The sequence below is a fragment of the Rhodanobacter glycinis genome (genome assembly GCF_900114325.1).
Lineage (GTDB): Bacteria > Pseudomonadota > Gammaproteobacteria > Xanthomonadales > Rhodanobacteraceae > Rhodanobacter_A > Rhodanobacter_A glycinis.
This window is the reverse complement of record NZ_FOSR01000008.1, coordinates 43,670-68,598: the sequence shown is the minus strand read 5'-3', so window position 1 is coordinate 68,598 and position 24,929 is coordinate 43,670. Positions and strand designations below refer to the sequence as shown.

Here is a 24,929-nt window from a genome sequence, read left to right as displayed (position 1 = left end):
ACCATAGCAACCATTCGCCGGCGAATGTACGGCATATGACATCAAAGAAGGCCGAATGAACAGCCCATCCAGTCACGCCACCACCCTTCTCGTCACCGGCGGCGCCGGCTTCATCGGCGCAAATTTCGTGCTGCAGGCGGTTGCCGACGGCCTGCGCGTGGTGAATCTGGACAAGCTCACCTATGCCGGCAACCTCGACACGTTGGCTTCGTTGCAGGGCAATGACCGGCACGTGTTCGTGCAGGGCGACATCGGCGACCGGGCGCTGGTGGCGAAGCTGCTGGCCGAGTACCGCCCCGACGCGATCGTGAATTTTGCCGCCGAGTCGCACGTGGACCGCTCCATCGACGGCCCGGCCGAATTCGTGCAGACCAACGTGGTCGGTACCCTGGGCCTGCTGGAATGCGCCCGCGACTACTGGCGCGGCCTCGAAGGCGCGGCCCGCGAGGCGTTCCGTTTCCTGCACGTCTCCACCGACGAGGTCTACGGCTCGCTGGGCGACGAAGGTCAGTTCACCGAAACCACCGCCTACGCGCCCAATTCGCCCTACTCGGCGTCCAAGGCCGCCTCCGACCACCTGGTCCGCGCGTTCCACCATACCTACGGGCTGCCGGTGCTGACCACCAACTGCTCGAACAATTACGGGCCGTACCAGTTCCCCGAAAAGCTCATTCCGCTGGTGACCGCCAAGGCGCTGGCCGGCGAAGCGTTACCGGTTTATGGCGACGGCCTGAACATCCGCGACTGGCTGTTCGTGGGCGACCACTGCTCGGCGATCCGCCGCGTGCTGGACGCCGGTCGCGTGGGTGAAACCTACAACGTGGGCGGCAATGCCGAGCGCACCAACATCACCGTGGTGAAGACCATCTGCGCCCTGCTCGACCAGCGCCGCCCGCTGGCCGATGGCCGTGCCCGCGAGTCGCTGATCACCTACGTGAAGGATCGCCCCGGCCACGATCGTCGCTACGCCATCGACTCGTCCAAGTTGCAGCGCGAGCTGGGCTGGAAGCCGTCGCAGACCTTCGAAAGCGGCATTGCGGCCACGCTGGACTGGTATCTCGATCACCAACCGTGGGTACAACGCGTACTCGACGGCAGCTATCGCATGGAGCGGCTGGGACAATGAGCAACACCACCAAGGGCATCATCCTCGCCGGCGGTTCCGGCACACGGCTTTATCCGATCACCAAGGCGATCAGCAAGCAGCTGCTACCGGTGTACGACAAGCCGATGATCTACTACCCGCTGGCCACGCTGATGCTGGCCGGCATCCGCGAAGTGCTGGTCATCAACACCCCCCACGAACAGGACATGTTCCAGCGCCTGCTGGGCGATGGCTCGCAATGGGGGCTGGACATCCGCTACGCGGTGCAACCCTCGCCCGACGGCTTGGCGCAGGCATTCACCATCGGCCGCGACTTCATCGACGGCAAGCCGAGCTGCCTGGTCCTGGGCGACAACATCTTCTACGGCCACGGCCTCACCGAGCGACTGAAGCGTGCCGCCTCCCGCGAGCACGGCGCCACCGTGTTCGGCTACTGGGTGCGTGACCCGGAACGCTACGGCGTGGCCGAATTCAACGCCGAAGGCCGCGTGATCGGGCTAGAGGAAAAGCCCGCCCAGCCGAAGTCGAACTACGCCGTCACCGGCCTGTACTTCTACGACGGCCGGGTGTGCGACTACGCCGCCGCGTTGAAGCCTTCCCCGCGTGGCGAGCTGGAAATCACCGACCTCAACCGCTGCTATCTGGATGACGATTCACTGCATTTGGAACAGCTCGGGCGCGGTTTTGCCTGGCTGGACACCGGCACCCACGAGTCGCTGATGGAAGCAGGCAACTACATCCAGACCATCGAAAATCGCCAGGGCCTGAAGGTGTGCTGCCCGGAGGAGATCGCCTACCTCAACGGCTGGATCGATGCCGAACAGGTGCTGCGCCTGGCTGCACCGCTGGCCAAGACCGGCTATGGCCAGTACTTGCAGCGACTGGTCTCGCAGGGGCTGGCCCGATGAAGGTGCTGCCTACCCCCTTGCCCGGCGCCGTGGTGATCGAACCGCAGGTGTTCGGCGATGCCCGTGGCTTCTTCTACGAAAGCTACAACGAGGCGAAATACCGCGAGGCCGGCATCGACCGCCGCTTCGTGCAATCCAACGTCTCGCGTTCGGCCCGCGGCGTGCTGCGCGGGTTGCATTACCAGTGGCCAAACCCGCAAGGCAAGCTGGTCAGCGTGCTGGAAGGCGAGGTGTACGACGTGGCGGTGGACATTCGTCGCGGCTCGCCCACCTTCGGGCGAGCCACCGGCGTCATGCTGACCGCCGCCAATCATCGCCACTTCTGGGTCCCGGAAGGCTTCGCGCACGGCTTCTGCGTGGTCTCCGAATTCGCCACCTTCAGCTACCAGTGCACTGCACTGTACGACCCGAAGGCCGACGCCGGCATTCGCTGGAATGACGCCGCACTGGCCATCGACTGGCCGGTCAGCGCACCGCTGCTGTCGGACAAGGATGGCAAGACGCCGCTGCTCGCCGACGTGCCGCCCGAACGGCTGCCGGTGTTCGAGGCATGAGAATCCTGCTGCTTGGCGCCAACGGCCAGCTCGGCCGCAGCTTTGTCGAGGACGGTGGCCTGGCCGCACGCGGCGAGCTGACGGTCACCAGCCGCGACGGCCATCGCTTCGACGACGGCCCGGCCGAAGTCGCCGACCTGTCGTCGCCGGACAGCCTGCCCGCCCTGCTCGATCGCCTGCGCCCCGACCTCATCGTCAACACCGCCGCCTATACCGCGGTGGATCGTGCCGAACAGGAAGAAGCCCTGGCCACCCGTGTCAATGGCGACGCCGTCGGCGCTCTCGGCCGCTGGGCTGCAGCGCATGGCACGCTAGTCGTGCACTACTCCACCGATTACGTGTTCGACGGCAATGCCACCGCACCGTATCCGGTCGACGCGCCCGTCGCGCCGCTGGGTGCCTACGGCCGCAGCAAGCTGGCTGGTGAACGCGCGCTGCGCACCAGCGGCGCCGACCACCTGATCCTGCGCACCGCGTGGGTGTATGCGCCGCATGGCCACAACTTCCTGCGCACCATGCTGCGACTGGGCGCCGAGCGCGACGAGCTGCGCGTGGCTGCCGACCAGATCGGCGCCCCTACCAGCACCGCGCTGATCGTGCGCGGCACGCTGGCCGCATTGGATGCCTGGCAACAGGCCGACGCCGCACAACGACGCACCCTCGTCGGCACCCACCACCTGGTCGCCAGCGGGCACACCTCATGGCATGGCTTCGCCAGCACCATCTTCGACGCGGCCCATGCGCGGGGGCTGCTCGAACGCCAGCCACACGTGGCGCCCATCGCCACCACCGAGTTCCCCACCCCGGCCGCGCGCCCAGCATGGTCGGTGCTCGACAACACCGGCTTCGGCGCCCGCTTCGGCTATGCTTTGTCCGATTGGCAAACCGGCTTGCATGACGTGCTGGACGCGCTCGCGCACCCGCATGCCTGAACAGGCCGACAGGCGCGCAAACGGCGCGCCTGTCGGCCGAGCCGCGATGCCCCGGGCAAACGCTTTCTCGCAGGTAGATCCACCATGCTCATTCCCTTGATCCTCAGCGGCGGCAGCGGCACGCGCCTGTGGCCCATCTCGCGCCGAAACATGCCCAAGCAGTTTCTGGCCCTGGCCGGACAAGGCACGCTGTTCCAGCAGACCATTGCGCGCACCCGGCAATTGCCCGATGTGGCTGCACCGATCGTGGTGGCCAGCGAGGACCACCGCTTCCTCGCCGCCGAGCAATTGCTCGAAGCGGGCATCGAAGATGGCACCCTGGTGCTCGAACCGGTCGCGCGCAACACCGCCCCGGCGATCGCACTCGGTGCGCTGGAGGCGATCAAGCGCGATCCCGATGCCTTGCTGCTGGTCCTCCCTGCCGACCACATGATCGGCGACACGCAGACCTTCGCCGCTGCCGTGGCACAGGCGCTGCCGCTGGCCATGGAGGGCTGGCTGGCCACCTTCGGTATCCGCCCCGATCGCGCCGAGACCGGTTTCGGCTATATCCGCCGTGGCGCGGCACTGGGCGCGCATGGCTTCCAGGTCGAACGCTTCGTCGAGAAGCCGGACCTGGCTACCGCGCAGGATTACCTGGCCGACGGCAGCTACGACTGGAACTCCGGCATGTTCCTGTTCAAGGCCGCGCGCTACCTGGAGGAACTGGAACAGCACGCCCCGGCCATGCTCGCCACGGTGCGCGCCGCGCACGCCTCCGCGCACGCCGATCTCGATTTCGTGCGCGTGGACAAGGATGCCTTCGCCAAAGTGCCGGACGATTCCATCGACTACGCGGTGATGGAAAAGACCACGCGTGCGGCGGTCATCCCGGTGAGCTGCGCATGGAGCGACATCGGTTCGTGGTCGGCGCTCTGGTTGGCCGGCGAGCACGATAGCGACGGCAACCTGCGCGAAGGCGATACCTTGGTGGTGAACACGCACAATTCGCTGCTGCGCTCGCACGAGCGCCACCTCGTCGCCACCGTGGGTGTGGACGACCTGGTGGTGGTGACCACGCCGGACGCCACCCTTGTTGCACATCGCGATGCCGCCCAGGACGTGAAGAAGATCGTCGAGCAACTGAAGGCCGCCGGCCGCAGCGAGCATTCGGTCCACCGCGTGGTACACCGCCCCTGGGGCAGCTACGACTCACTGGAAGCCGGCGAGCGTTTCCAGGTCAAGCGCATCGTGGTGAAACCCGGTGCAGCCCTGAGCCTGCAGAAGCACCATCACCGCGCCGAGCACTGGATCGTGGTCTCCGGCACCGCCGAAGTGAGCTGCGACGACAAGGTGTTCCTGCTCGGCGAAAACCAGAGCACCTACATTCCGCTGGGCAGCAAGCACCGTCTGCGCAACCCCGGCAAGGTGGCACTGGAACTGATCGAAGTGCAGTCTGGCAGCTACCTGGGCGAAGACGACATCGTGCGCTTCGACGACGTGTACGGGAGAGCCTGAAGGCGAGGAGTGAGTGGAGAGGAGTGAGAAGTGAGAGAGAGCGGCGTCACGCAGCACGCCCGTGCTTTTCTCTCACTTCTCACTCCTCTCCACTCACTTCTTTCGCTTGCGCAACCGGTACTCGTCGCGCGCCACGTAACCCGCCGCGCCCAACACCATCAACGCCAGGATGTACCAGGTAATCAGGTAGTTGAGGTGGTGGTTGGGAAAGTGGATCACGGTCATGCCACCCTCGGGCCAGGGCTTGCCATCCGCGTTGGAATGGGCATCGGCATCCACGAAGTACGGTGCCACGTCGTGCAGGCCGCGGGCCTTGGCGATCGCCGACACGTCGCGGGTGTACCAGGTATCGGTGGTCGGATCGTTGTGGCGAAACAGCCCGGAGGGCACGCTGATCCGCAGCAGGCCGGTAACGGTGACCTCGCCCGTCGGTGGAGGCGGGCAATGCCCCTTGAGGTCGCACCAGCCCTCCGCCGCAAACCCGCGGTTCACCAGCACGATGCTGCCATCGTCGCGACGCAGCGGCGTGAGGATCCAGTAGCCGCTGCCCTTGTCCGTGGCCGTCCATACCCGCGTTTGCCGGTCGTCGAGGTAGGTGCCGGACAAGCGCACGTGGCGATATTCGGCGCTGGCCGCGGTGATGCCAGCCCAGTCCGCCGGACCCGGCGCAGGCACCGGCGGCGCATGCACGCGCGCGTTGACATGGGCGATCAGCGCCGTCTTCCAGGCCAGCCGATGCACCTGCCAGGTACCCAACGCCACGAAGCCGACAAACAGCACCAGGCCGAGTAACGCGAGCAGGCTCAGCGCCAACGGGCCTCGTACGTTGCGGCCATTTTCGTTCGGCGAAGTATCTGTGTCTGACATAGCCGTGCATGATCGCACCATGCGTGGCATGGCGGAACCGGCCAAACCCTCGTGAAGATGTCCATGATGTCGCAGTGCGCAGAAACGACCAGGCCCGCTTGATGCGGGCCTGGTCGTTTGACATCACGGGCAATGAATGGATTCGCGCATCAGTCGTTGGGCAGGCCACCCGAGCGCCGGCTGAACCATAGAGCCGCCAGCGTACCGATGGCGCCGGACAGGAGGTAAAGCCCCACGTAAGGCACACCGGCATAGCGGGCCAGCGCCAAGGCCACCAGTGGCGCGAAGCCGGCGCCGATCAGCCAACCCAGATCCGAGGTGATCATGGCGCCCGTATAGCGGAATTCCGGTCGGAAATTCGAGCTCACCGCACCGGCTGCCTGTGCGTGCGTGAAGCCGAGCAGGGCATAGCCGATGATGATGAACAAATAGCCGTGCATGGTGCCGTCGGCAAGCAGCAGCGCGGTCCAGCCGCTGTAGACCGCGATCATTGCGCCACCCGCGGCCAGCGTGGTGCGACGGCCGAACCGATTCGCCACCTTGCCGGACAGGATCATGCAGGGCAGCGCCACGAAGGCGCCGACGATCTGCACCACGAGGAAGTCGGGCACCGATTGCTGCGTGAAGAGCAACGCCCACGACAACGCGAAGATGGTCACCAGGTGGAACATCGCATAACTCGCCAGCGGGGCGAAGGCGCCCAGCGCGATGTTGTCGCCTTGCGAACGAACCAGCTCGCCCATCGGCGAGGGCATCAGGTCACGCTCCTTGAGCTGCTCGACATAGCGTGGCGCCACCACCATGCGCAGCCGGGCGAACAAGGCCACCACGTTGATGGCAAACGCTGCAAAGAACGGATAGCGCCAGCCCCAGTCGATGAACTCCTTGTGGCTCAGGCTCGCGCTTATGTAGGCGAACAGCGCCGCAGCAAGGATGAAGCCGATCGGATCGCTCAACTGCGGCAGCATGGCGTACCAGCCGCGCCGATCCTTGGGCGCCTTGATCGCCATCAACGAAGCCAGGCCGTTCCAACTTCCGCCCAGCGAAAAACCCTGCACGAAACGCAACACTGCCAGCACCGCGATCGCCGCCCACCCCCACGAGCCGTATCCGGGCAGGAACGCCGTACCAGCCGTCGCCATGCCCAGCAGAAACAGCGTGATGGTCAGTTTCGCGGGAAGCCCGATATACCGCTGCACCACCAGAAAGAACATGGAGCCCAAGGGGCGCGCGATGAAAGCCAGCGCGAAAACCGCAAACGAGTAGAAAACCCCGTCGAGCTCACTGGCGAACGGGAAAAACACGGCCGGAAACGCCAGCACGCAGCCAATGCCGAACACGAAGAAATCGAACGATTGGGAAATGCGCCCGACCACCACGCCGACGGCAAGATCTCCTGCCGCGAGTTGCTCCGTGTGGGAGCCACCGCCATGCGCATGGACCACAGAACCCGGGGCTGATTGGATATTGCTAGTAGACATGACAATTCCGTGGCGACGACGACGGTGATCGTGCAACAAGTGCCAGACAAATCGGTGCGGTATAACGACGCAGCAGCCGCTTGTTCCGGACTCCACAAGCTCCCTTTACGGCTACAAATCAGGCCCTGATAAACCAGCCGGGTCAAGCAGCGCACTTTCGGGGAGTGGTGTTCGTGCGAGTAGTGTAAACCCACCTCGAAGAGTAGTGTATGCACCGGTCCGTTGCTTGGTACACAGGTACCCATGACAGTGAAACATCTCCGCGGTTTACTGTTGCTTCCCCTTGCGCTTCTGCTGGGTGGTTGCCACCTCGTATTGCTCAGCCCCTCCGGCGACGTCGCGCGCCAGCAAAGCGATGTCATGATCATCACCACGATTATCATCGCGCTGATTATCGTGCCGGTGCTGATCGCGATCGGGGTTATCGCATGGCGTTACCGGTCATCCAACGAGAAAGTCCGTCACGACCCCGAATGGGACCACTCTCCGCAGCTGGAACTGGTGGTGTGGGCCGCGCCGGTACTGATCATCATCATTGTCGGCGCCATCAGCTGGATCGGCACCCACCAGCTCGATCCCTATCGCTCACTTACCCGGGTGGCGCCCGGAAAACCGATTGCCGCCGATACCAAGCCGCTGGAAGTGGAAGTCGTTTCGCTGCGCTGGAAATGGCTGTTCTTCTACCCGCAGTACGGCATTGCCACGGTGAATCAGCTGGCCGCGCCGGTGAATGTCCCGATCAAGTTCAAGCTCACGTCGGACACCATGATGGATTCGTTCTTCGTGCCGGCATTGGCGGGCCAGATCTACACGATGCCCGGCATGCAGACGATGCTGCACGCCGTCATCAACAAGCCGGGGCAATACAAGGGTTTTTCTGCCAATTACAGCGGCGCCGGCTTTACCGACATGCGCTTCAGCTTCGATGGCATGAACCCGCAGGATTTCAAGGATTGGGTTGCCAAGGTTCGCGCCCAGGGCACCGACCTCGATCGCTCGGCCTATGACCAACTGCGCCAGCCCGACCGCAATGCGCCCGTGCATTACTACGCCCATTTCGAGTCCGGCCTGTACACCCGCATCCTCAATCGCTGCGTCGATCCCGGCCAGGTGTGCGCAAGCCAGATGATGTCCGCCGATGCCAAGGCCGGCCATGCCATGCAAGGCATGCCTGCCCCGGCTGACCATGTCGACGCACCTTCGTCCGGAAATGCCGCAGCACCCGCGCAAGCCGCGAAGACGCACTGATTCTGTTTTCAGAGACTCAAACCATGCCCGAAGCCATGCCTCATCGCGCCGCCATCTGGAATTTCCTGTTTGGCCGGCTGTCGCTCGACTCGCTGCCGTTTCTGCAGCCCGACCTCGAAGGCCGCATCGTTCTTGTCACCCTCATCGTGGTGCTCATCGGCGGACTGGCCATCCTCGGGTTTGTCACCAAGAAGCGCCTGTGGGGCTATCTGTGGCACGAGTGGTTCACCAGCGTGGATCACAAGAAGCTCGGCATCATGTACATGATCCTGGCCACGGTGATGCTGCTGCGCGGCTTCTCCGACGCCATCATGATGCGCGCTCAGCAGGCCGTCGCCTTCGGCCCGCACATGGGTTACCTGCCGCCGGAACATTACGACCAGATCTTTTCGGCGCACGGCTCGATCATGATCTTCTTCGTGGGCATGGCCTACATCACGGGCTTGATGAACTTCGCCATGCCGCTGCAGATCGGCTCGCGCGACGTGGCGTTTCCGTTCCTCAACAACCTGAGCTTCTGGTTCACCTTCTGGGGCTCGATCCTGTTCATGGTGTCGCTGTTCATCGGTGACTTCTCGACCGCCGGCTGGCTCGCCTATCCGCCCATCTCGGAGCTGCAGCAAGGGCCCGGCGTCGATTACTACATCTGGGGCCTGCAGCTGGCTGGTGTCGGCACGTTGCTGACCGGCGTCAATTTCGTGGCCACCATCGTGAAGATGCGCGCGCCCGGCATGTCATTGATGAAGATGCCGGTATTCAGCTGGACCACGCTGTGCACCAGCGGGCTGATCATCGCGACGTTCCCCGTCCTCACCGCCACATTGTTCCTGCTCTCGCTGGACCGCTACCTCGGCACCCACTTCTTCACCAGCGGGTTCGGCGGCAACATCATGATGTACATCAACCTGATCTGGGTGTGGGGCCACCCGGAGGTCTACATCCTGATCCTGCCGCTCTTCGGCGTGTACTCGGAAATCGTGCCCACGTTCTCGGGCAAGCCGCTGTTCGGCTATTCGTCGATGGTCTACGCCACCGTCGCGATCATGATCATGTCCTACCTGGTCTGGCTGCATCACTTCTTCACGATGGGCTCGGGGGCCGACGTCAACTCGTTCTTCTCGTTGACCACCATGATGATTTCCATTCCCACCGGCGTGAAGATATTCAACTGGTTGTTCACCATGTACCGGGGACGCGTGCGCTTCACCGTGCCGATGCTCTGGACGATGGGCTTCCTGTTCACCTTCACCATCGGCGGCATGACCGGCGTGATGCTGTCGGTGGCGCCTGCGGACTTCCTGCTGCACAACAGCCTGTTCCTGATCGCGCACTTCCACAACGTGATCATCGGCGGCACGGTGTTCGGCGTGTTCGCGGCCGTCAACTACTGGTTCCCCAAGGCATTCGGATTCAAGCTTGACGAGTTCTGGGGCAAGGTCAGCTTCTGGTGCTGGCAGATCGGCTTCTGGGTGGCATTCGGCCCGCTGTACATCCTCGGCCTGATGGGCGTGACCCGTCGCCTGAGCCACTTCGACAATCCGGCCCTGCAACCGTATTTCGTGGTCGCCGCGTTCGGTGCCTTCCTGATCGCGATCGGCATCCTGGCCTTCGTCATCCAGATCGGCATCAGCATCAAGCGGCGCGAGGCATATGCCGTGGGCAACGATCCGTGGAATGGCCGCACCCTGGAATGGGCCACCTCATCGCCACCGCCGGACTACAACTTCGCCTTCATTCCGAACGTGCACGAGCGTGATGCCTGGACGGACATGAAGAAGCATGGCTACCAGCGGCCGATGGAAGGCTTCAACACCATCCACATGCCGAAAAACACCGCAGCCGGCGCGATCATCGGCGTGCTGTCCTTCGCCTGCTGCTTCGGCCTGGTCTGGTACATCTGGTGGCTGGCCGTGGTGTCGTTCGTCGGCGTCATCGCCGTAGCCATCGCCCACACTTTCAACTATCACCGCGATTACCACATCCCCGCGGACGAGGTGCGAAAGATCGAACACACGAACAGCTGGCAGCCTGATACCGCGGAGGTGCGCGCATGAATACCACCGCCATCGACACCGCGGGCACGGCACCCTCGCGCTTCATCTGCCACGAAGAGCCGCCGGTACATAACGGAACCCTGCTGGGGTTCTGGATCTACCTGATGAGCGACTGCTTCATCTTCGCGTCGCTGTTTGCCTGCAATGCCGTGCTCGGCACCAACTACGCGGGGGGGCCGTCAGCCGCCCAGGTGCTCGACCTGCCCGGCCTGGCCGTGAACACCGCGTTGCTGTTGATTTCGTCGGTGACCTTCGGTTTCGCCATGCTGGAAATGGCACGCCGAAACCAGCGTGCGATGCTTGGTTGGCTGGCCGTATCCGGATTGCTGGCAGCGGCGTTCGTCGGACTGGAGATCCACGAGTTCGCGGGCATGATCGCCGAGGGCGCCGGCCCCGACCGCAGCGCGTTCCTGTCGTCGTTCTTCACCCTCGTCGGCACGCACGGGCTGCATGTGTCCGTGGGCATTCTCTGGTTGATCGTGCTGATGGTCCAGACGGGCAAGTTCGGCCTGACCGAAGCCAACATCCGGCGCCTGCGTTGCCTGAGCATGTTCTGGCACTTCCTGGACCTGGTCTGGGTCGGCGTCTTCAGCTACGTCTATCTGGCAGGAGTGTTGCGATGAACCACCCCTCTGCATCCGGCCACGACACACCGGCGGGCCACGGCGACGATGCCCTGCACGTGCACCAGGGCAGCCTGCGTGGCTATCTGACCGGCTTCGTACTCGCGGCGATCCTGACCGTCATCCCGTTCTGGCTGGTGATGGGCCACGTGCTGAGCAGCCCCTGGCTGACCATCTCCATCGTGCTGCTCTTCGCCATCGCGCAGATCCTGGTGCACATCATCTACTTCCTGCACCTGGACGTACATTCCGAAGACGGCTGGAACATGCTGGCCTTCATCTTCACCATCGTGCTGGTGGTGATCGTGCTGGGCGCATCCATCTGGGTCATGTACAACGAAAACACCAACATGATGCCGATGTCGCCGCAATACCATCACCACACCGAGTGATTTTTGCGGTCATCCCTGATCGCGAAGATCAAACGGGCAGCCATCCCTGGCTGCACCCTTCAACGAAAAGCCGGCAATAGCCGGCTTTTCGTTTCATCACGTACAGGAAGATCTTTCGCGATCTGCCGACTTACTCCACCGTGACCGACTTGGCCAGGTTGCGTGGCTGATCGACGTCGGTGCCACGCAGCACCGCCACGTGGTAGGAGAGCAGCTGCAGCGGTACGGTGAACACGGCCGGGGCGATGAATTCGCCGCCTGCATCCACGCGCAGCACGCTGCCACGGGAGGGGTTGCCGTCCATCGGCGCGGCCTTGTCGGCGAACACGATCAGCTCGCCGCCGCGTGCGCGCACTTCCTGCAGATTGGACTTGAGCTTGTCCAGCAGCGGACCGTTGGGGGCTACTGCCACCACCGGCATGTCCTCGTCCACCAAGGCCAGCGGGCCGTGCTTGAGCTCACCCGCCGGGTAGGCCTCGGCGTGGATGTAGGAGATTTCCTTGAGCTTGAGCGAGCCTTCCAGCGCCACCGGGAACTGCACGCCGCGGCCGAGGAACAGCGCGTGATGGCGTGGAATGAAGTGCTCGGCCAGCGCCTGGATTTCCGGCTCGAGCTGCAAGGCCTGCTCGATCATCCGCGGCAGGCTTTGCAACTGCTCGCACAGCGCGAGATAGCGCGTCTCGTCCAGCCCGCGCTCGTGGGCCAGCCGCAACGTCAGCAAGGCCAGTGCTGCAAGCTGGGTGGTGAAAGCTTTGGTCGAAGCCACGCCGATTTCCGGACCGGCGCGTGTCATCAGTTTCAAATCGGCCTCGCGGACCACCGAGGACTCCGGCACGTTGCAGATGGCCAGCGTGCCCAGATAGCCGCGACGACGCGATTCGCGCATCGCCGCCAGCGTGTCGGCGGTTTCGCCGGACTGCGAGATCGCCACGAACAACGTGTCCGCCGGCACCACCGCTTCGCGGTAGCGGTATTCGCTGGCCACTTCCACGGCTACCGGCAGGCGCGCGTACTCCTCGATCCAGTACTTCGCCACCAGCCCGGCGTGGTAGCTGGTGCCGCAGGCGATGATGTGCACGCCGCGGACCTTTGCCAGAAGTTCGTCGCCGCCGACACCGAAGATGTTCGGCAACACGCCATGCGGGCCGATGCGCGACTCCAGCGTGTCGGCGACCGCGCGCGGCTGCTCGAAGATTTCCTTCTGCATGTAGTGGCGGTATTCACCGCGTTCCACGGCATCGGCGGACAGTTCGCTCTCGTGCGTTTCGCGCTCGACCGGCCGGCCATCGAGGCCGAAGACCTGCACGCGCTCGCGGGTGATCTCGACGACATCGTCCTCGTCGAGGTAGATCATCTTGTTGGTGACCTGGATCAGCGCCTGCGCATCCGAACCGAGGAAGTTTTCGCCGATGCCCACGCCCACCAGCAGCGGCGCACCACGACGGGCACCAATCACGCAATCGGGTTCGTCACGGCTGATCACGGCGATGGCATAGGCGCCTTCCAGTTCACGCACCACGGCCAGCACGGCCTCGCGCAAACCCAGTCCGGTATCGATGCGCGCGTCGATCAGCGCGGCCATCACTTCGGTGTCGGTCTCGGAGGTAAACACATGGCCGCGCGCCTGCAATGCCTCGCGCAGCGGCGCGTAATTCTCGATGATGCCGTTGTGCACGATCGCGACGCGGCCGGCGACGTGCGGATGCGCGTTGGCCTCGTTGGGCATGCCGTGGGTGGCCCAACGGGTATGCGCGATGCCGGTGCCGCCGGGGAACGGATCGGCCTGGTACAACGACTCCATTTCGCGCACCTTGCCCTTGGCGCGAATCCGGCGAACCTGGTTGCCTTCAAGCACGGCCAGGCCGGCCGAGTCGTAGCCGCGGTATTCCAGCTCTTTCAGGCCGGCGATAAGCAAGGGGGCCACATCACGCTGGGCGACGGCAGCAACAATTCCACACATGGACAATCATCCTTAAGGTCGAAGCGAAACGGGTGCCGTCGCTTTCCGGGAAGATAACGACGGACCATTTCAAAGGGCTTTCAGGCCCGCGCATTATGCCTATGCGAGCCGAATCGACACTGACTGCTCAATGCACCTTGCGGCGCAGCCAGTTGAGCAGGTCGATGCGCGTGATCAGGCCGAGGAACTGTTCGCCATCGACCACGATCGCCACATGACCGCGCTCGAACACCGGCAGCAGCGATTCGATCGGCGAGCGCACGTCCAGCATGTGCAGGTCACTGATCATCGCCACCGACACCGGGTCGCGAAAACGCGCCTCGTCGGCATGCACGTGCATCAGCACGTCGGACTCGTCGACGATGCCGACCAGCTTGCTGCCATCCATCACCGGCAATTGCGATACGTCGTACAGCTTCATGCGGGTGTAGGCGGTCATCAGCAATTCGTTGGGGCCAACGACCACGGTGTCGCGCTGGGCGAACGGACGCAGCAGCAAGTCGCGCAGATCGCCGTGCCGCTCGCGCTCGAGGAAGCCGTTGTCCAGCATCCAGTAGTCGTTGTACATCTTCGACAGGTACTTGTTGCCGGTGTCGCAGACCAGTGTCACCACACGCTTCGGCGCGGTCTGCTCGCGGCAATAACGCAACGCCGCAGCCAGCAGGGTGCCGGTGGACGAACCACCCAGCACACCCTCCTTCGCCAGCAGTTCGCGCGCGGCGAGGAAACTGTCCTTGTCGGATACCGCATAGGCTTTCTTCACCCGCGAGAAGTCGCTGATGGTCGGCAGGAAATCCTCGCCGATGCCTTCCACCATCCAGCTCGCCGACTTGGTCGAGAGCGTGCCCTCGTTGATGTACTGGGCCAGGATCGAGCCGACCGGGTCGGCCAGCACGATCTCGGTGGACGGCGAGTGCTCGGCGAAGAACTTCGACAGCCCGGTCATGGTGCCGGACGAGCCGCAACCCACCACCACCGCGTCCACCTTGCCGTCCATCTGCTCGAGGATTTCCGGACCGGTGGTTTCGTAGTGCGCGCGCGGGTTGTCGGGATTGCCGAACTGGTTGATGAAGTACGCCCCGGGCGTTTCGCGGGCAATCCGCTCGGCCATGTCCTGGTAGTACTCCGGATGGCCCTTGGCCACGTCCGAACGGGTCAGCACCACCTCGGCACCCATCGCCTTGAGATTGAAAATCTTCTCGCGGCTCATCTTGTCCGGCACCACCAGGATCAGCCGATAACCCTTGGCCTGCGCCACCAGCGCCAGGCCCAGGCCGGTGTTGCCGGCGGTGCCTTCGACCAGGGTCGCGCCCGGCTGGATCTTCCCGGCTTTCTCCGCGCCCTCGATCATCGACAAGCCGATGCGATCCTTGATCGAACCGCCTGGGTTCGCGCTCTCGAGCTTGAGGAACAGCTCGCACGAGCCAGCCTCCAGGCGCTGCGCGCGCACCATCGGGGTACGGCCGATCAGTTCAAGGACACTTGCATGGACAGTCATGGGGGCTCCGTGGCCAAAGCAATGGAACGCCGTGGCGTTCCGGTATGAACGTTCATGATACCCGAGCCACTGCAGCGACCCGGAACTCCCCGTACCGGAACGCTTCAGGCTAAACGCGGCGGCCCCGGCAACACTTCCTGCTCGGAAGTGCCCCGGGGCCGCATGTCATGCGAAACCGTGCAGGCTCAGTTGATGAGGTGGGCCTTGTCCGTCCACATGCGTTGCAGACGTTCCTTGGCCTGGAGCTTTTCCCGCTTCATGCCCATCAGGGTGGCGTCATCGATGGGGAGTACGCCGATCTCGGCGTCGTGCACCTTGCTGTCGAGTTCCTTGTGATGCTGGTAGAGCCGGCGGAACTCCGCATCGGCCTTCATCAATGCCTCGATATCGTCACGCTGCTGGCTTTCAAACATGATCCGACCTCCTCGCAATGGGACGTTGGGCGCCTGACCGGTGCACCCTCGAACGGAAGAAAGCACGCACACACCCGCGTTCCGTGCCGCTTCGGCGGGTCACGGAACCATCGGTGGAGAAAGGATGGGCGCATGTTTCAGGTCAGTAAGCCGTGCGGCGAAAATGCCCCACGGCAACTTGACCCTACTCCCCGTCCACAGGGGGCGCAAGCACCCCGCGGCAACCCGCGCCAGCACACGATTCGACGTAAAAAACCCGTAAAAACCGCAAGTTGCAACAACGCCCTGGCGAGCTCAGTGACCGCTATCGGCCGCGTGATGAGCCTTCTTCTTGACGGGCTCCGGGGCCGCCGACCCGCTGTCCTGCTGCATTTGCGAACGCATCGCCCGCGCCGCTTCGGCCGCCAGTGCCGCTTCACGTCGGGCTGCCCGAGCCACCCGGCTCTGCGCCGCTGCCAGCTTGCGTGCATGTTCAGCTTCGGCACGCGCCTGGTCCGCCTGATTCGCGGCTTCCAGACCCTGCTGCTGCAGGCGCGCGGTCTCTTCCTGCGCCATCTGGTACTGCATGCGCTGGAATTCCAGCTCCTTCTGCGCCGCATTCGCATCGATCTGGCTGCGCTGGAGCAGCAGTTGGTCGTGCTCGCGACTCAACTGAGCCAGGCGGGTGCGGGCATCTTCCAGCTGGGCGGCGGCCTTGGCCTGGTCGACCCGGCGCTCGGCCATGTACAGCGCATGCGGCCGGTCGTGCGAGCTGGCATTGGCCAGCTCCGCAATGGCGTTGCGGGCCAGGGCCTGGTCGGCCTGGGCATACATGCCCAGGGTGGGGTCGCTGGACAGCTGGTTGAGGCTGTTGTTCAGGCGATTGATGTCGATGTCGTCCTTGTGCGCCTGGGCTACGCCAACCAGGCCCAGCGCCAGCAAGGCAACCGCAAGAAGTCTGCTGAACCGCTTCATGGCTGGCCTCCCGTGTTCGTCGATGAGCTGCTGGCAGGATTGCCGGCCGATTGGCCGGCATCAGGCACGGTCTGGAAACCGTTGCCGCCCTGTTGGGTCGGGGACGCCAGCGTCGCGGCGGACGGTGCCGGCATGTCCTGCTGCATCGGTGCCTGGGCCGGCAGCCCGGTCGAAGCCGGATTGGCAGGCGCAGCCGTGGAGGATGCCGACGCCGGCTGGCCATCCGGCCCCACTTGCGTGGCGGCCTGTTGCTGCGCCAATTGTGCCCGCTGCTGCGCCTCGTGCTGGGCGTTCTCGGCCTTGGCTTGTTCGTTCTGCGCGCGCTGGCGGGTGTTCGCCTGCAGCTTCAGCTGGATTTGCGCCCGTGCGGCGCCCAGCATGGCCTTGGTCCGCGCCAGCGAGGAATCGGCGCTGGACTCGGCCGCCAGATCCGCCGCCGGACCGAACTTGCGGTTGGACATGGCCGTCTGTGCCTGCTGGAACTTGTCCTGCGCGAAGCCCAGGTCGACCGGATCGTAATCCGCCGCACCGGCCTGTCGCGCAGCCTGCAGCCCGGCTTGCGCCTGGTTCATGGCCGCATCCGGCGGCGGTACGCTGGCGCAGCCGCCAAGCACGAGCAGCGCCGCCAGCAACGGCAGCGCACCTGCCACCTGAACGGTCCGGCACCAGCCGAACCCGGGCAACAGGGAAAATCTGTGGGCCATCACGCAGTCCTCATGGCATGTCAACGCATATTGTGAGCAGGCATAATCGCTTATTGCAATGCGCACGAAACAGGGGCTCACACGGTGGACATCGGTTACTTCCTCAAGTTGATGGTAGACAAGGGCGCTTCGGACATGTTCCTGTCCACCGGCGCCCCTGTGAACATCAAGGTCGAGGGCAAGCTTTATCCGCTGGGCAATACCGGACTGCCCAGCGGCATGGTGAAGAAAATCGCCTACTCGCTGATGGACGAGGGCCAGGTGCCGCAGTTCGAACGCGACCTAGAGCTGAACATGGCGCTGGCGGTGAAGGAAGCCGGCCGCTTCCGCATCAACGTGTTCAAGCAGCGCGGCGAAGTGGGCATGGTGATCCGCGCGATCAAGAGCGAGATCCCCAGTATCGACCAATTGCAGCTTCCCGGCATCTTCCGTGACCTGATCATGGAGCCGCGCGGGCTGATCCTGGTGGTGGGCGCCACCGGTTCGGGCAAGTCGACCACGCTGGCGGCGATGCTCGACCAGCGCAACTCCAACCGCTCCGGCCACATCCTCACCATCGAGGACCCGATCGAATACCTGCACCGCCACAAGAAGTCCATCGTCAACCAGCGCGAAGTGGGGCTGGACACCCACAGCTACCACGAGGCGCTGAAGAACGCGATGCGCGAGGCGCCGGACGTGATCATGATCGGCGAGATCCGCGACACCGACACCATGGAAGCGGCCATTTCGTTCTCCGAAACCGGCCACCTGTGCCTGGCCACGCTGCATTCGAACAATGCCGACCAGACGCTGGAACGCATCCTCAACTTCTTCCCCGAATCGGCGCACAAGAACGTGCTGATGAACCTGGCACTGAACCTGCGCGCGGTGATCAGCCAGCGCCTGGTGATCGGCAAGGACGGCCGCCGCATCCCCGCCACCGAGGTGCTGCTGAACACCCCGCTGATCCGCGACATGATTCGCCGTGGCCAGATCCACGAAGTGAAAGAGGCCATGGACCGCAGCCTGCAGGACGGCATGCAGACCTTCGACCAGTCGCTGTACCGGCTCTACAAGAGCGGCCGCATCGAGCTGGAAGAAGCGCTGTCGAAGGCCGACTCGCGCGATGGCCTGGCACTCAAGGTGCGCCTGGCCGAGGGTGGCAGCGATGCCGGCGCCTCTGCCGAGCTGACCAACGACCCCTACGGCATGGGGTTCTGAAGGAGCGTAGGAGCGCACCCTGTGCGCGATGCTTTTGACATGGACCGCCGGCGCCTCCGCAAAAATGCGGTAAAGCTTATCGCGCACAGGGTGCGCTCCTACATTCAGCTCTCCGGTGCATCCGGCTGCGCTTCCGGCGCGGCAGCCTTGAACGCGTCCAGCTCGCCACAAGCCGCGTGGATGCGCTGGATCGTGGGGTAATCCTGCAGCGGCACGCCCCAACGCAGGGCGTTGTAACACTGCGGGATCAGGCAGGCGTCGGCCAGGCCCGGGGTGTCGCCGTGGCAGTACCGACCAGTGGCGGAATCGCGCGCCAGCATCGTTTCCAGCGCGTGGAAACCGGTGGCGATCCAGTGCCGCGACCAGGCGACCTTTTCGCCTTCCGGCGCCTCGAACTGCGTGACCAACCGCTGCAGCACGCGCAAATTGCCGATCGGGTGGATATCGCAGGCCACGATCTGCGCCAGTTCACGCACGCGCGCCCGTCCGGCGGCATCGGATGGCAGCAGCGGCGGTTCGGGGCGGGTTTCATCCAGGTATTCCATGATCGCCAGCGACTGGGTCAAGGTCCGTTCGCCATCGCGCAGGCTGGGCACCAGCTCCAGCGGGTTCAACGCCGCGTACGCCGGCGCATGTTGCTCGCCACCGCCGCGCACCAGGTGCACCGGGCGATTCTCGAAGGCCAGCCCCTTCAGATTCAGGGCGATGCGGACGCGATAGGCGGCGGTGGAACGCCAGTAGCCGTACAGCACGAGATCGGAGGCCATGTGCCCTTCCTGTGACGGGAAAGCGCCCAGTGTAATTTGCATAGCCACGGGACGGGCACGACAATGCGCGGTTCCTGCCGCATGGCAGCCCATCTGCAATCCACGGGAGTTCCCACGTGACCGTCCTACGCATGAGCGACATCGACCTCAACGGCAAGCGCGTATTGATCCGCGAAGACTTGAACGTGCCGTTCGACGATCACGGCCAGATCACCTCCACCCAGCGCCTTGATGCCGCCCTGCCCACCATCGCCGCCGCGCGCGACGCCGGTGCAAAGGTGATGGTGCTGTCGCACCTGGGCCGCCCGAAGGAAGGCCAGTTCGACGAAGCCGCCTCGCTGGCGCCGGTCGCCGCCTGGCTGGGCGACAAGCTCGGCAAGCCTGTACGGCTGGTGCGCGACTATCTCAGCGGTGTCGAGCTTGCCGACGGCGAGGTGGTGGTGCTGGAAAACTGCCGCATGAACTTGGGCGAAGGCAAGGACGACGAGGCCCTGGCGAAGAAATATGCCGCGCTGTGCGACATCTTCGTGATGGATGCCTTCGGTACCGCGCACCGTGCGCAGGCCTCCACCCATGGCGCGATCCGCTTCGCCCCCATCGCCGTGGCCGGCCCGCTGCTGTGCGCCGAACTGGACGCGCTGGGCAGCGCGCTGGAACATCCCGCACACCCGCTGCTGGCGATCGTCGCCGGCTCCAAGGTCTCGACCAAGCTGACCCTGCTCGACAACCTGATCGGCAAGGTCGACCAGTTGATCGTGGGCGGTGGCATCGCCAACACCTTCATCGCCGCGATGGGCTATTCGGTCGGCAATTCGCTGGTCGAGATGGACCTGCTCGATGCCGCGAAGAAAGTCATGGCCGACGCCAAGCGCCGCGGCGCCGAAGTGCCGATGCCGGTGGACGTGGTGGTGGCGCCGGCGTTTTCCGCCAATGCACCGGCCACGGTGAAGCCGGTGGACGCGGTGCAGGATGACGAGATGATCCTCGACATCGGCCCGCAGACCGCCGCGCTTTACGCCGAGCTGATCGCCAAGGCCGGCACCGTGGTGTGGAACGGTCCGGTCGGCGTGTTCGAGTTCGACGCGTTCGCCAAGGGCACCGAAACGCTGGCCCGTGCCATTGCCGATTCCAGTGCGTTCTCCATCGCCGGCGGCGGCGACACCCTGGCCGCGGTGGACAAGTACGGCATCGAAAAGCAGGTGTCCTACATCTCCACCGGCGGCGGCGCCTTCCTCGAATTCCTCGAAGGCAAGGAACTGCCCGCCGTCGCTGCACTCAAGGCCCGGGCCGCGAAGTAATGCTCTGCCTGTTCGACCTCGACGGCACCCTGATCGACTCCGAGCCGGGCATCACCGCCTGCATCCGGCATGCCCTGACCAAACTGGGCGTGCCGGCACCTGCCGACCTGCGCCCGTGGATCGGCCCGCCGCTGCGCCACAGCTTCGCGCCGCTGCTCGACCGGGATGCGCTGCGCATAGAAACCGCCGTGGATTACTACCACGAACGCTTTTCGGCGCAGGGCTGGCGCGAACACGCGATCTATCCCGGCATTGCCGAGGCCATCTCCGCGCTGCGCGGCGCCGGCCATCGACTCGCCATCGTCACCAGCAAGCCGATGGAACATGCCGCGCCGATCATCGAATCGTTGCCGTTCGGCGATGCCTTCGAAAAGCTGTACGGGCCCGACCCGAGCAGTGCGCACAGCGAAAAGGCCAGCATGATCGCCGCCGCGCTCGCCGATTTCGGCGCGGCGCCGCAAGACACCGTGATGATCGGCGACCGCCGTTTCGACATCGAGGGGGCGGTGGCCAATGAAGTTTCCGGCATCGGCGTCCTGTGGGGCTTCGGCAGCCGCGAGGAGCTGCAGCAGGCCGGCGCACAGGCGCTAGCTGCCCATCCGCACGAACTGGCCACTCTGCTCCGCCCCGCCTGACGCGCCACCCCGCGTCGCCCGTCCCGAGCCTCCTCCCGGTGCATGCAGCAGCGGCCTGTAGGAGCCCGCTCGCAGGCGATGCTTTCGGCTTTTCGGATGCCACGCCAAGAGCATCCCCCGCGAGCGGGCTCCTGCGAGCCGCCTGCAGGCGGCCCCGATCGCAATCCTTGCAGGAGGATCCTGGGCGAACTCCCGCGCACGTCCACCCGGCACGACGCCGGGCCGGGATACGTCCTTGATGCAGCAGATCAGCGGCTTCGAACAGATGACGCTTCCCAAGTGACCTGCTATAAGGTAATTATGTAGTACAAATAATAAGGGCGGGCCGGGGCTTTGGCTTCCCCGCCCTTCGACAGGCAACAAGGCGGCCCGGAATCGTGGCACGCCCGGCACCTTCCAAGGAGAGCAACAATGGTGAAACCCATGGCCGTGCGCAGCCTGCACAATCAGGTGATCCACGAGCTGGGTCGCTTGATCGTCAGCGGCGAACTGGCACCCGGCGAGGGTCTGCCACGCGAGGAATTGCTGGCCGAGCGCATGAACGTGAGTCGCACCGCGCTGCGCGAGGCGATGAAGGTGCTGTCGGCGAAGGGGCTGATCGAGTCGCGCCAGAAAACCGGCACCCGCGTGCGTGACACCATCCACTGGAACCAGCTCGATGCCGACGTGCTGGCTTGGCGCTGCGCCTCGATGCCTACCGAGGATTTCGTCGAGAAACTGGTGGAAATGCGCGAGATCATCGAGCCGGCCGCCGCCGCCGCCGCCGCACGCCGCCGCACCGCCGAACAACTGGAGACCCTCGCCACTGCCTACGAAGCGATGGCCGCTTCGGCCAACCTGGATGCATGGACCGAGGCCGACCTGGCCTTTCACGAAGCGATGCTGCACGCCACCAACAACGAGCTGATGGTCTCGCTGTTCTCGGTGGTCGAAACCGCGCTGGGCACCTACTTCGTGCTGTCGGCGCGCACCGCCAGCAACTTCAAGTACTCGCTGCCGCACCACAAGAAAGTGCTCGATGCGATCCGCCGGCGCCAGCCGGAAGTGGCGCGTCAGGCCATGGTCAAGATGGTGAGCGATTCGCGCAGCAACATTCGCCGCCATTCGAAGAAGGCTTGAGAAGAATCTGCGCATGAACGGCCTGATCGGACTCGACTGGGGTACTTCAAGCCTCCGCGCCTACCGTCTTGATGGCGCGGGGCACATCGAGGAAACCCGCCACCGCCCATGGGGCCTGCGTCACTTGCCGGAGGGTGGCTTCGATGCGGCGCTCTCCGCCGTCACCAAGGGCTGGCCCGTGTTGCCGAGGCTGGCCTGCGGCATGGTCGGCAGTCGCAATGGCTGGCGCGAAATGCCTTATCTCGACCTGCCCGCCGGCGCGGCGGAGATCGGCCACGCCCTGGGTCGACTGATGGCTGCCGACGGTATGGACGTCCATATCGCTCCCGGTCTGCGCGATCCGCACGGGCCGGACGTGATGCGTGGCGAGGAGGCCCAACTGGTTGGCGCCCTGTCATTGCGTCCGGCGCTCGCCGGCACATCCAGCTGGATCCTGCCCGGCACGCACAGCAAGTGGGTCACGGTGCGCGACGGCAAGGTCACCGGTTTTCGCACCCTGATGACCGGCGAGCTGTTCGCGCTGCTGCAGCAGCATTCCATCCTCGGCACCGGAACCATTTCGGCCACGGCAAACCCGGACGCTTTCGCGCGTGGCGTGGTGACGGCACGCGACAGCGGCGCCGCCGGCGCGCTGAGCCGATTGTTCTCCGCCCGCACGCTGATGCTCGACGGCACGCTGGCGTCGGAAAGCGTGCCCGACTATCTGTCCGGCCTGCTGGTCGGCGAAGAGTTTCGTGCCGCGCTGGCCGATGGCCTCGCCCACCGCGACACGCCACTGCAATTGATCGGCGACGTGGCGCTCTGCGAACGCTACCGTCGCGCCGCCACGCATTTCGATATCGAACTGGACCCACCGCTGGAAGATGCCGCCGCCCACGGGTTGTGGCAGCTCGCCCTGCACGCCGGCCTGGTTCATCAGGCCCCCAAGGACATTGCATCATGCTGACCCCCTGGCTCACGCCGCTGCCGCTGGTGGCGATCCTGCGTGGATTGACACCCGACGAAGCAACGCCCGTCGGCCATGCCCTCGTCGACGCCGGCTTTCGCGTACTGGAAGTGCCGCTCAATTCCCCGCGGCCGCTGGACAGCATTGCCCAGCTCGCCGAAGCACTCGGCGACGACGTGCTGGTCGGCGCCGGCACCGTGATGAGCACGGCCGACGTCGAAGCCATCGCCGCCGTCGGTGGTCGCCTGATCGTGATGCCGCACGCCGACACCGCGGTGATCCGCGCCGCCAAGGCCGCCGGCCTGCTCTGCGTGCCGGGCGTGGCCACGCCCACCGAAGCCTTTGCCGCGCTGGCCGCCGGCGCCGACGGGCTGAAGCTGTTCCCGGCCGAACAGGCCGCTCCAGCCGTGCTCAAGGCCTGGCGCGCCGTGCTGCCACGCGACGTGCCGGTGCTGCCGGTCGGCGGCATCACGCCCGACAACATGGGCCCGTGGGTGGCCGCCGGCGCCGCCGGCTTCGGTATCGGCTCGGCACTGTACGCACACGGCCGCAGCCTGGACGACACCGCTTCCCGCGCCCGCGCCTTCGCGCAGGCCTGGCACTCGCTGAGTACGCACGCATGAAGATCACCGCCATCACCACCTTCCTCGTTCCGCCGCGCTGGCTGTTCCTGCGCATCGATACCGATGCCGGCATCAGCGGCTGGGGCGAGCCGGTCGTCGAGGGGCGCGCGCAGACCGTCGCCGCGGCCGTCGAGGAGTTGTCGACCTACCTGGTCGGCAAGGACCCGCGACATATCGAGGATCACTGGAACGTGCTCTATCGCGGCGGCTTCTATCGCGGCGGCCCGATCCTGATGAGTGCCATTGCCGGCATCGACCAGGCGCTGTGGGACATCAAGGGCAAGGACGTGGGCCGGCCGGTCTATGAACTGCTCGGCGGTCCGGTGCGCGATCGCATCCGTGTGTACTCGTGGGTAGGCGGCGACCGCCCGGCCGACACCGCCCGCGCGGCGAAGGATGCCGTGGCGCGCGGCTTCACCGCAGTAAAGATGAACGCCACCGAGGAGATGCAGTACGTCGACACGCACGCCAAGGTCGAGCGGGTGCTGGAGAACGTGCAGGCGATCCGCGATGCGGTGGGCGCGGACATCGGCATCGGCCTGGATTTCCACGGCCGCGTGCACAAACCGATGGCCAAGGTGCTGATGCGCGAACTGCTGCCGTACAAGCTGATGTTCATCGAGGAGCCGGTGCTGTCCGAACACCTGGAATGCCTGCCCGAACTGGCCGCAATCTCGCCCGCGCCGATCGCGCTGGGTGAGCGCCTGTACTCGCGCTACGACTTCAAGCGCGTGCTGCAGACCGGTGGCGTGGACATCATCCAGCCCGACCCCTCGCACGCCGGCGGCATCACCGAGACGCGCAAGATCGCCGCGATGGCCGAAGCCTACGACGTGGCGCTGGCGTTGCACTGTCCGCTCGGCCCGATCGCGCTGGCGGCGAACCTGCAGTTGGACGCGGTATGCCACAACGCGTTCATCCAGGAACAAAGCCTGGGCATCCACTACAACGCCACCAACGACCTGCTCGACTACGTGACCGATCGCGGCGTGTTCGCCTATGCCGATGGCTACGTGAGCATGCCGACCGGCCCCGGCCTGGGCATCGAGGTGAACGAAGCCTACGTGGCCGAACGTGCCAAGGTCGGCCACCAGTGGCACAACCCGATCTGGCGGCATGACGACGGCAGCGTGGCCGAATGGTGAGTG

Annotated in this window: 24 protein-coding genes; 16 read left to right on the top strand and 8 right to left on the bottom strand. The window is 65.0% G+C overall.

Annotated elements, in window-relative coordinates; all coding sequences use genetic code 11:
• Window positions 1-55: 55 nt before the first annotated feature.
• The 5 genes from rfbB to BMY90_RS10135 all read left to right on the top strand — a co-directional run bounded on the left by rfbB (window position 56) and on the right by BMY90_RS10135 (window position 4,996).
• A complete protein-coding gene (gene rfbB, locus BMY90_RS10155; protein WP_092703716.1) occupies window positions 56-1,126 on the top strand; it encodes a dTDP-glucose 4,6-dehydratase in 1,071 nt (356 codons plus the stop codon).
• Window positions 1,123-2,013: a glucose-1-phosphate thymidylyltransferase RfbA gene (gene rfbA / locus BMY90_RS10150; protein WP_092703714.1), complete on the top strand. Its 891-nt coding sequence runs from the start codon at window positions 1,123-1,125 to the stop codon at window positions 2,011-2,013. The genes rfbB and rfbA overlap by 4 nt, the downstream gene beginning before the upstream one ends.
• Window positions 2,010-2,567: a dTDP-4-dehydrorhamnose 3,5-epimerase gene (gene rfbC / locus BMY90_RS10145; RefSeq protein WP_092703712.1), complete on the top strand. Its 558-nt coding sequence runs from the start codon at window positions 2,010-2,012 to the stop codon at window positions 2,565-2,567. Before rfbA ends, rfbC begins: the two co-directional genes overlap by 4 nt.
• The gene (gene rfbD, locus BMY90_RS10140; protein ID WP_092703710.1) at window positions 2,564-3,499 is read left to right on the top strand and encodes a dTDP-4-dehydrorhamnose reductase; all 936 of its coding nucleotides are present in this window, start codon (window positions 2,564-2,566) and stop codon (window positions 3,497-3,499) included. Before rfbC ends, rfbD begins: the two co-directional genes overlap by 4 nt.
• Before the next feature lie 84 nt (window positions 3,500-3,583).
• Window positions 3,584-4,996: a mannose-1-phosphate guanylyltransferase/mannose-6-phosphate isomerase gene (locus BMY90_RS10135; protein WP_092703708.1), complete on the top strand. Its 1,413-nt coding sequence runs from the start codon at window positions 3,584-3,586 to the stop codon at window positions 4,994-4,996.
• Between the two features lie 93 nt (window positions 4,997-5,089).
• Here BMY90_RS10135 and BMY90_RS10130 read toward each other — a convergent pair whose 3' ends face one another.
• Window positions 5,090-5,809, bottom strand: coding sequence for an SURF1 family protein (locus BMY90_RS10130; protein ID WP_092703845.1), 720 nt, complete (start codon window positions 5,807-5,809; stop codon window positions 5,090-5,092).
• Between the two features lie 203 nt (window positions 5,810-6,012).
• The gene (locus BMY90_RS10125) at window positions 6,013-7,344 is read right to left on the bottom strand and encodes an MFS transporter (protein WP_037102334.1); all 1,332 of its coding nucleotides are present in this window, start codon (window positions 7,342-7,344) and stop codon (window positions 6,013-6,015) included.
• Between the two features lie 243 nt (window positions 7,345-7,587).
• Here BMY90_RS10125 and cyoA point away from each other — a divergent pair, with 243 nt between their 5' ends.
• From cyoA to cyoD, 4 genes are all read left to right on the top strand, one after another.
• Complete coding sequence (gene cyoA, locus BMY90_RS10120; protein ID WP_092703707.1) at window positions 7,588-8,592, top strand: ubiquinol oxidase subunit II; 1,005 nt, start codon at window positions 7,588-7,590, stop codon at window positions 8,590-8,592.
• Window positions 8,593-8,657: 65 nt separating this feature from the next.
• Window positions 8,658-10,646, top strand: coding sequence for a cytochrome o ubiquinol oxidase subunit I (gene cyoB, locus BMY90_RS10115; protein WP_217638570.1), 1,989 nt, complete (start codon window positions 8,658-8,660; stop codon window positions 10,644-10,646).
• On the top strand, window positions 10,643-11,269 hold the full coding sequence (gene cyoC / locus BMY90_RS10110) for a cytochrome o ubiquinol oxidase subunit III (RefSeq protein ID WP_008216353.1): 627 nt from the start codon (window positions 10,643-10,645) through the stop codon (window positions 11,267-11,269). Before cyoB ends, cyoC begins: the two co-directional genes overlap by 4 nt.
• Window positions 11,266-11,661, top strand: a complete 396-nt coding sequence (gene cyoD / locus BMY90_RS10105; protein WP_008216350.1) for a cytochrome o ubiquinol oxidase subunit IV — start codon at window positions 11,266-11,268, stop codon at window positions 11,659-11,661. Before cyoC ends, cyoD begins: the two co-directional genes overlap by 4 nt.
• Before the next feature lie 130 nt (window positions 11,662-11,791).
• Here cyoD and glmS read toward each other — a convergent pair whose 3' ends face one another.
• From glmS to BMY90_RS10080, 5 genes are all read right to left on the bottom strand, one after another.
• Complete coding sequence (gene glmS / locus BMY90_RS10100) at window positions 11,792-13,621, bottom strand: glutamine--fructose-6-phosphate transaminase (isomerizing) (protein ID WP_092703705.1); 1,830 nt, start codon at window positions 13,619-13,621, stop codon at window positions 11,792-11,794.
• 127 nt (window positions 13,622-13,748) lie between these two features.
• Window positions 13,749-15,119 (bottom strand): pyridoxal-phosphate dependent enzyme, encoded by a 1,371-nt coding sequence (locus tag BMY90_RS10095; RefSeq protein ID WP_008216347.1) that lies wholly within the window; start codon window positions 15,117-15,119, stop codon window positions 13,749-13,751.
• 185 nt (window positions 15,120-15,304) lie between these two features.
• Window positions 15,305-15,532: an HP1242/YdcH family protein gene (locus tag BMY90_RS10090; protein WP_008216344.1), complete on the bottom strand. Its 228-nt coding sequence runs from the start codon at window positions 15,530-15,532 to the stop codon at window positions 15,305-15,307.
• Window positions 15,533-15,826: 294 nt separating this feature from the next.
• On the bottom strand, window positions 15,827-16,486 hold the full coding sequence (locus BMY90_RS10085) for an HlyD family secretion protein (protein WP_092703703.1): 660 nt from the start codon (window positions 16,484-16,486) through the stop codon (window positions 15,827-15,829).
• On the bottom strand, window positions 16,483-17,190 hold the full coding sequence (locus BMY90_RS10080) for a DUF4398 domain-containing protein (RefSeq protein WP_081491814.1): 708 nt from the start codon (window positions 17,188-17,190) through the stop codon (window positions 16,483-16,485). The genes BMY90_RS10085 and BMY90_RS10080 overlap by 4 nt, the downstream gene beginning before the upstream one ends.
• A gap of 84 nt (window positions 17,191-17,274) precedes the next feature.
• Between BMY90_RS10080 and BMY90_RS10075 the strand changes: the two genes are divergently transcribed.
• Window positions 17,275-18,393: a PilT/PilU family type 4a pilus ATPase gene (locus BMY90_RS10075; RefSeq protein ID WP_008214065.1), complete on the top strand. Its 1,119-nt coding sequence runs from the start codon at window positions 17,275-17,277 to the stop codon at window positions 18,391-18,393.
• Window positions 18,394-18,497: 104 nt separating this feature from the next.
• Here the strand turns inward: BMY90_RS10075 and maiA are convergent, their stop codons facing one another.
• The gene (maiA, locus tag BMY90_RS10070) at window positions 18,498-19,160 is read right to left on the bottom strand and encodes a maleylacetoacetate isomerase (protein WP_008214064.1); all 663 of its coding nucleotides are present in this window, start codon (window positions 19,158-19,160) and stop codon (window positions 18,498-18,500) included.
• Window positions 19,161-19,291: 131 nt separating this feature from the next.
• On the opposite strand from maiA, the gene BMY90_RS10065 reads away from it, so the two are divergent.
• The 6 genes from BMY90_RS10065 to dgoD all read left to right on the top strand — a co-directional run bounded on the left by BMY90_RS10065 (window position 19,292) and on the right by dgoD (window position 24,926).
• Entirely contained in the window at window positions 19,292-20,458 is a 1,167-nt protein-coding gene (locus tag BMY90_RS10065; protein WP_425438656.1) for a phosphoglycerate kinase, read from the top strand.
• On the top strand, window positions 20,458-21,093 hold the full coding sequence (locus tag BMY90_RS10060; RefSeq protein ID WP_092703700.1) for an HAD hydrolase-like protein: 636 nt from the start codon (window positions 20,458-20,460) through the stop codon (window positions 21,091-21,093). The genes BMY90_RS10065 and BMY90_RS10060 overlap by 1 nt, the downstream gene beginning before the upstream one ends.
• Window positions 21,094-21,504: 411 nt before the next feature.
• Window positions 21,505-22,212, top strand: a complete 708-nt coding sequence (locus tag BMY90_RS10055; RefSeq protein WP_092703698.1) for a FadR/GntR family transcriptional regulator — start codon at window positions 21,505-21,507, stop codon at window positions 22,210-22,212.
• A gap of 13 nt (window positions 22,213-22,225) precedes the next feature.
• Entirely contained in the window at window positions 22,226-23,158 is a 933-nt protein-coding gene (locus tag BMY90_RS10050) for a 2-dehydro-3-deoxygalactonokinase (RefSeq protein WP_092703696.1), read from the top strand.
• Entirely contained in the window at window positions 23,152-23,781 is a 630-nt protein-coding gene (locus BMY90_RS10045; RefSeq protein WP_092703694.1) for a 2-dehydro-3-deoxy-6-phosphogalactonate aldolase, read from the top strand. The genes BMY90_RS10050 and BMY90_RS10045 overlap by 7 nt, the downstream gene beginning before the upstream one ends.
• Window positions 23,778-24,926, top strand: coding sequence for a galactonate dehydratase (gene dgoD / locus BMY90_RS10040; protein WP_092703692.1), 1,149 nt, complete (start codon window positions 23,778-23,780; stop codon window positions 24,924-24,926). The genes BMY90_RS10045 and dgoD overlap by 4 nt, the downstream gene beginning before the upstream one ends.
• Window positions 24,927-24,929: the final 3 nt, after the last annotated feature.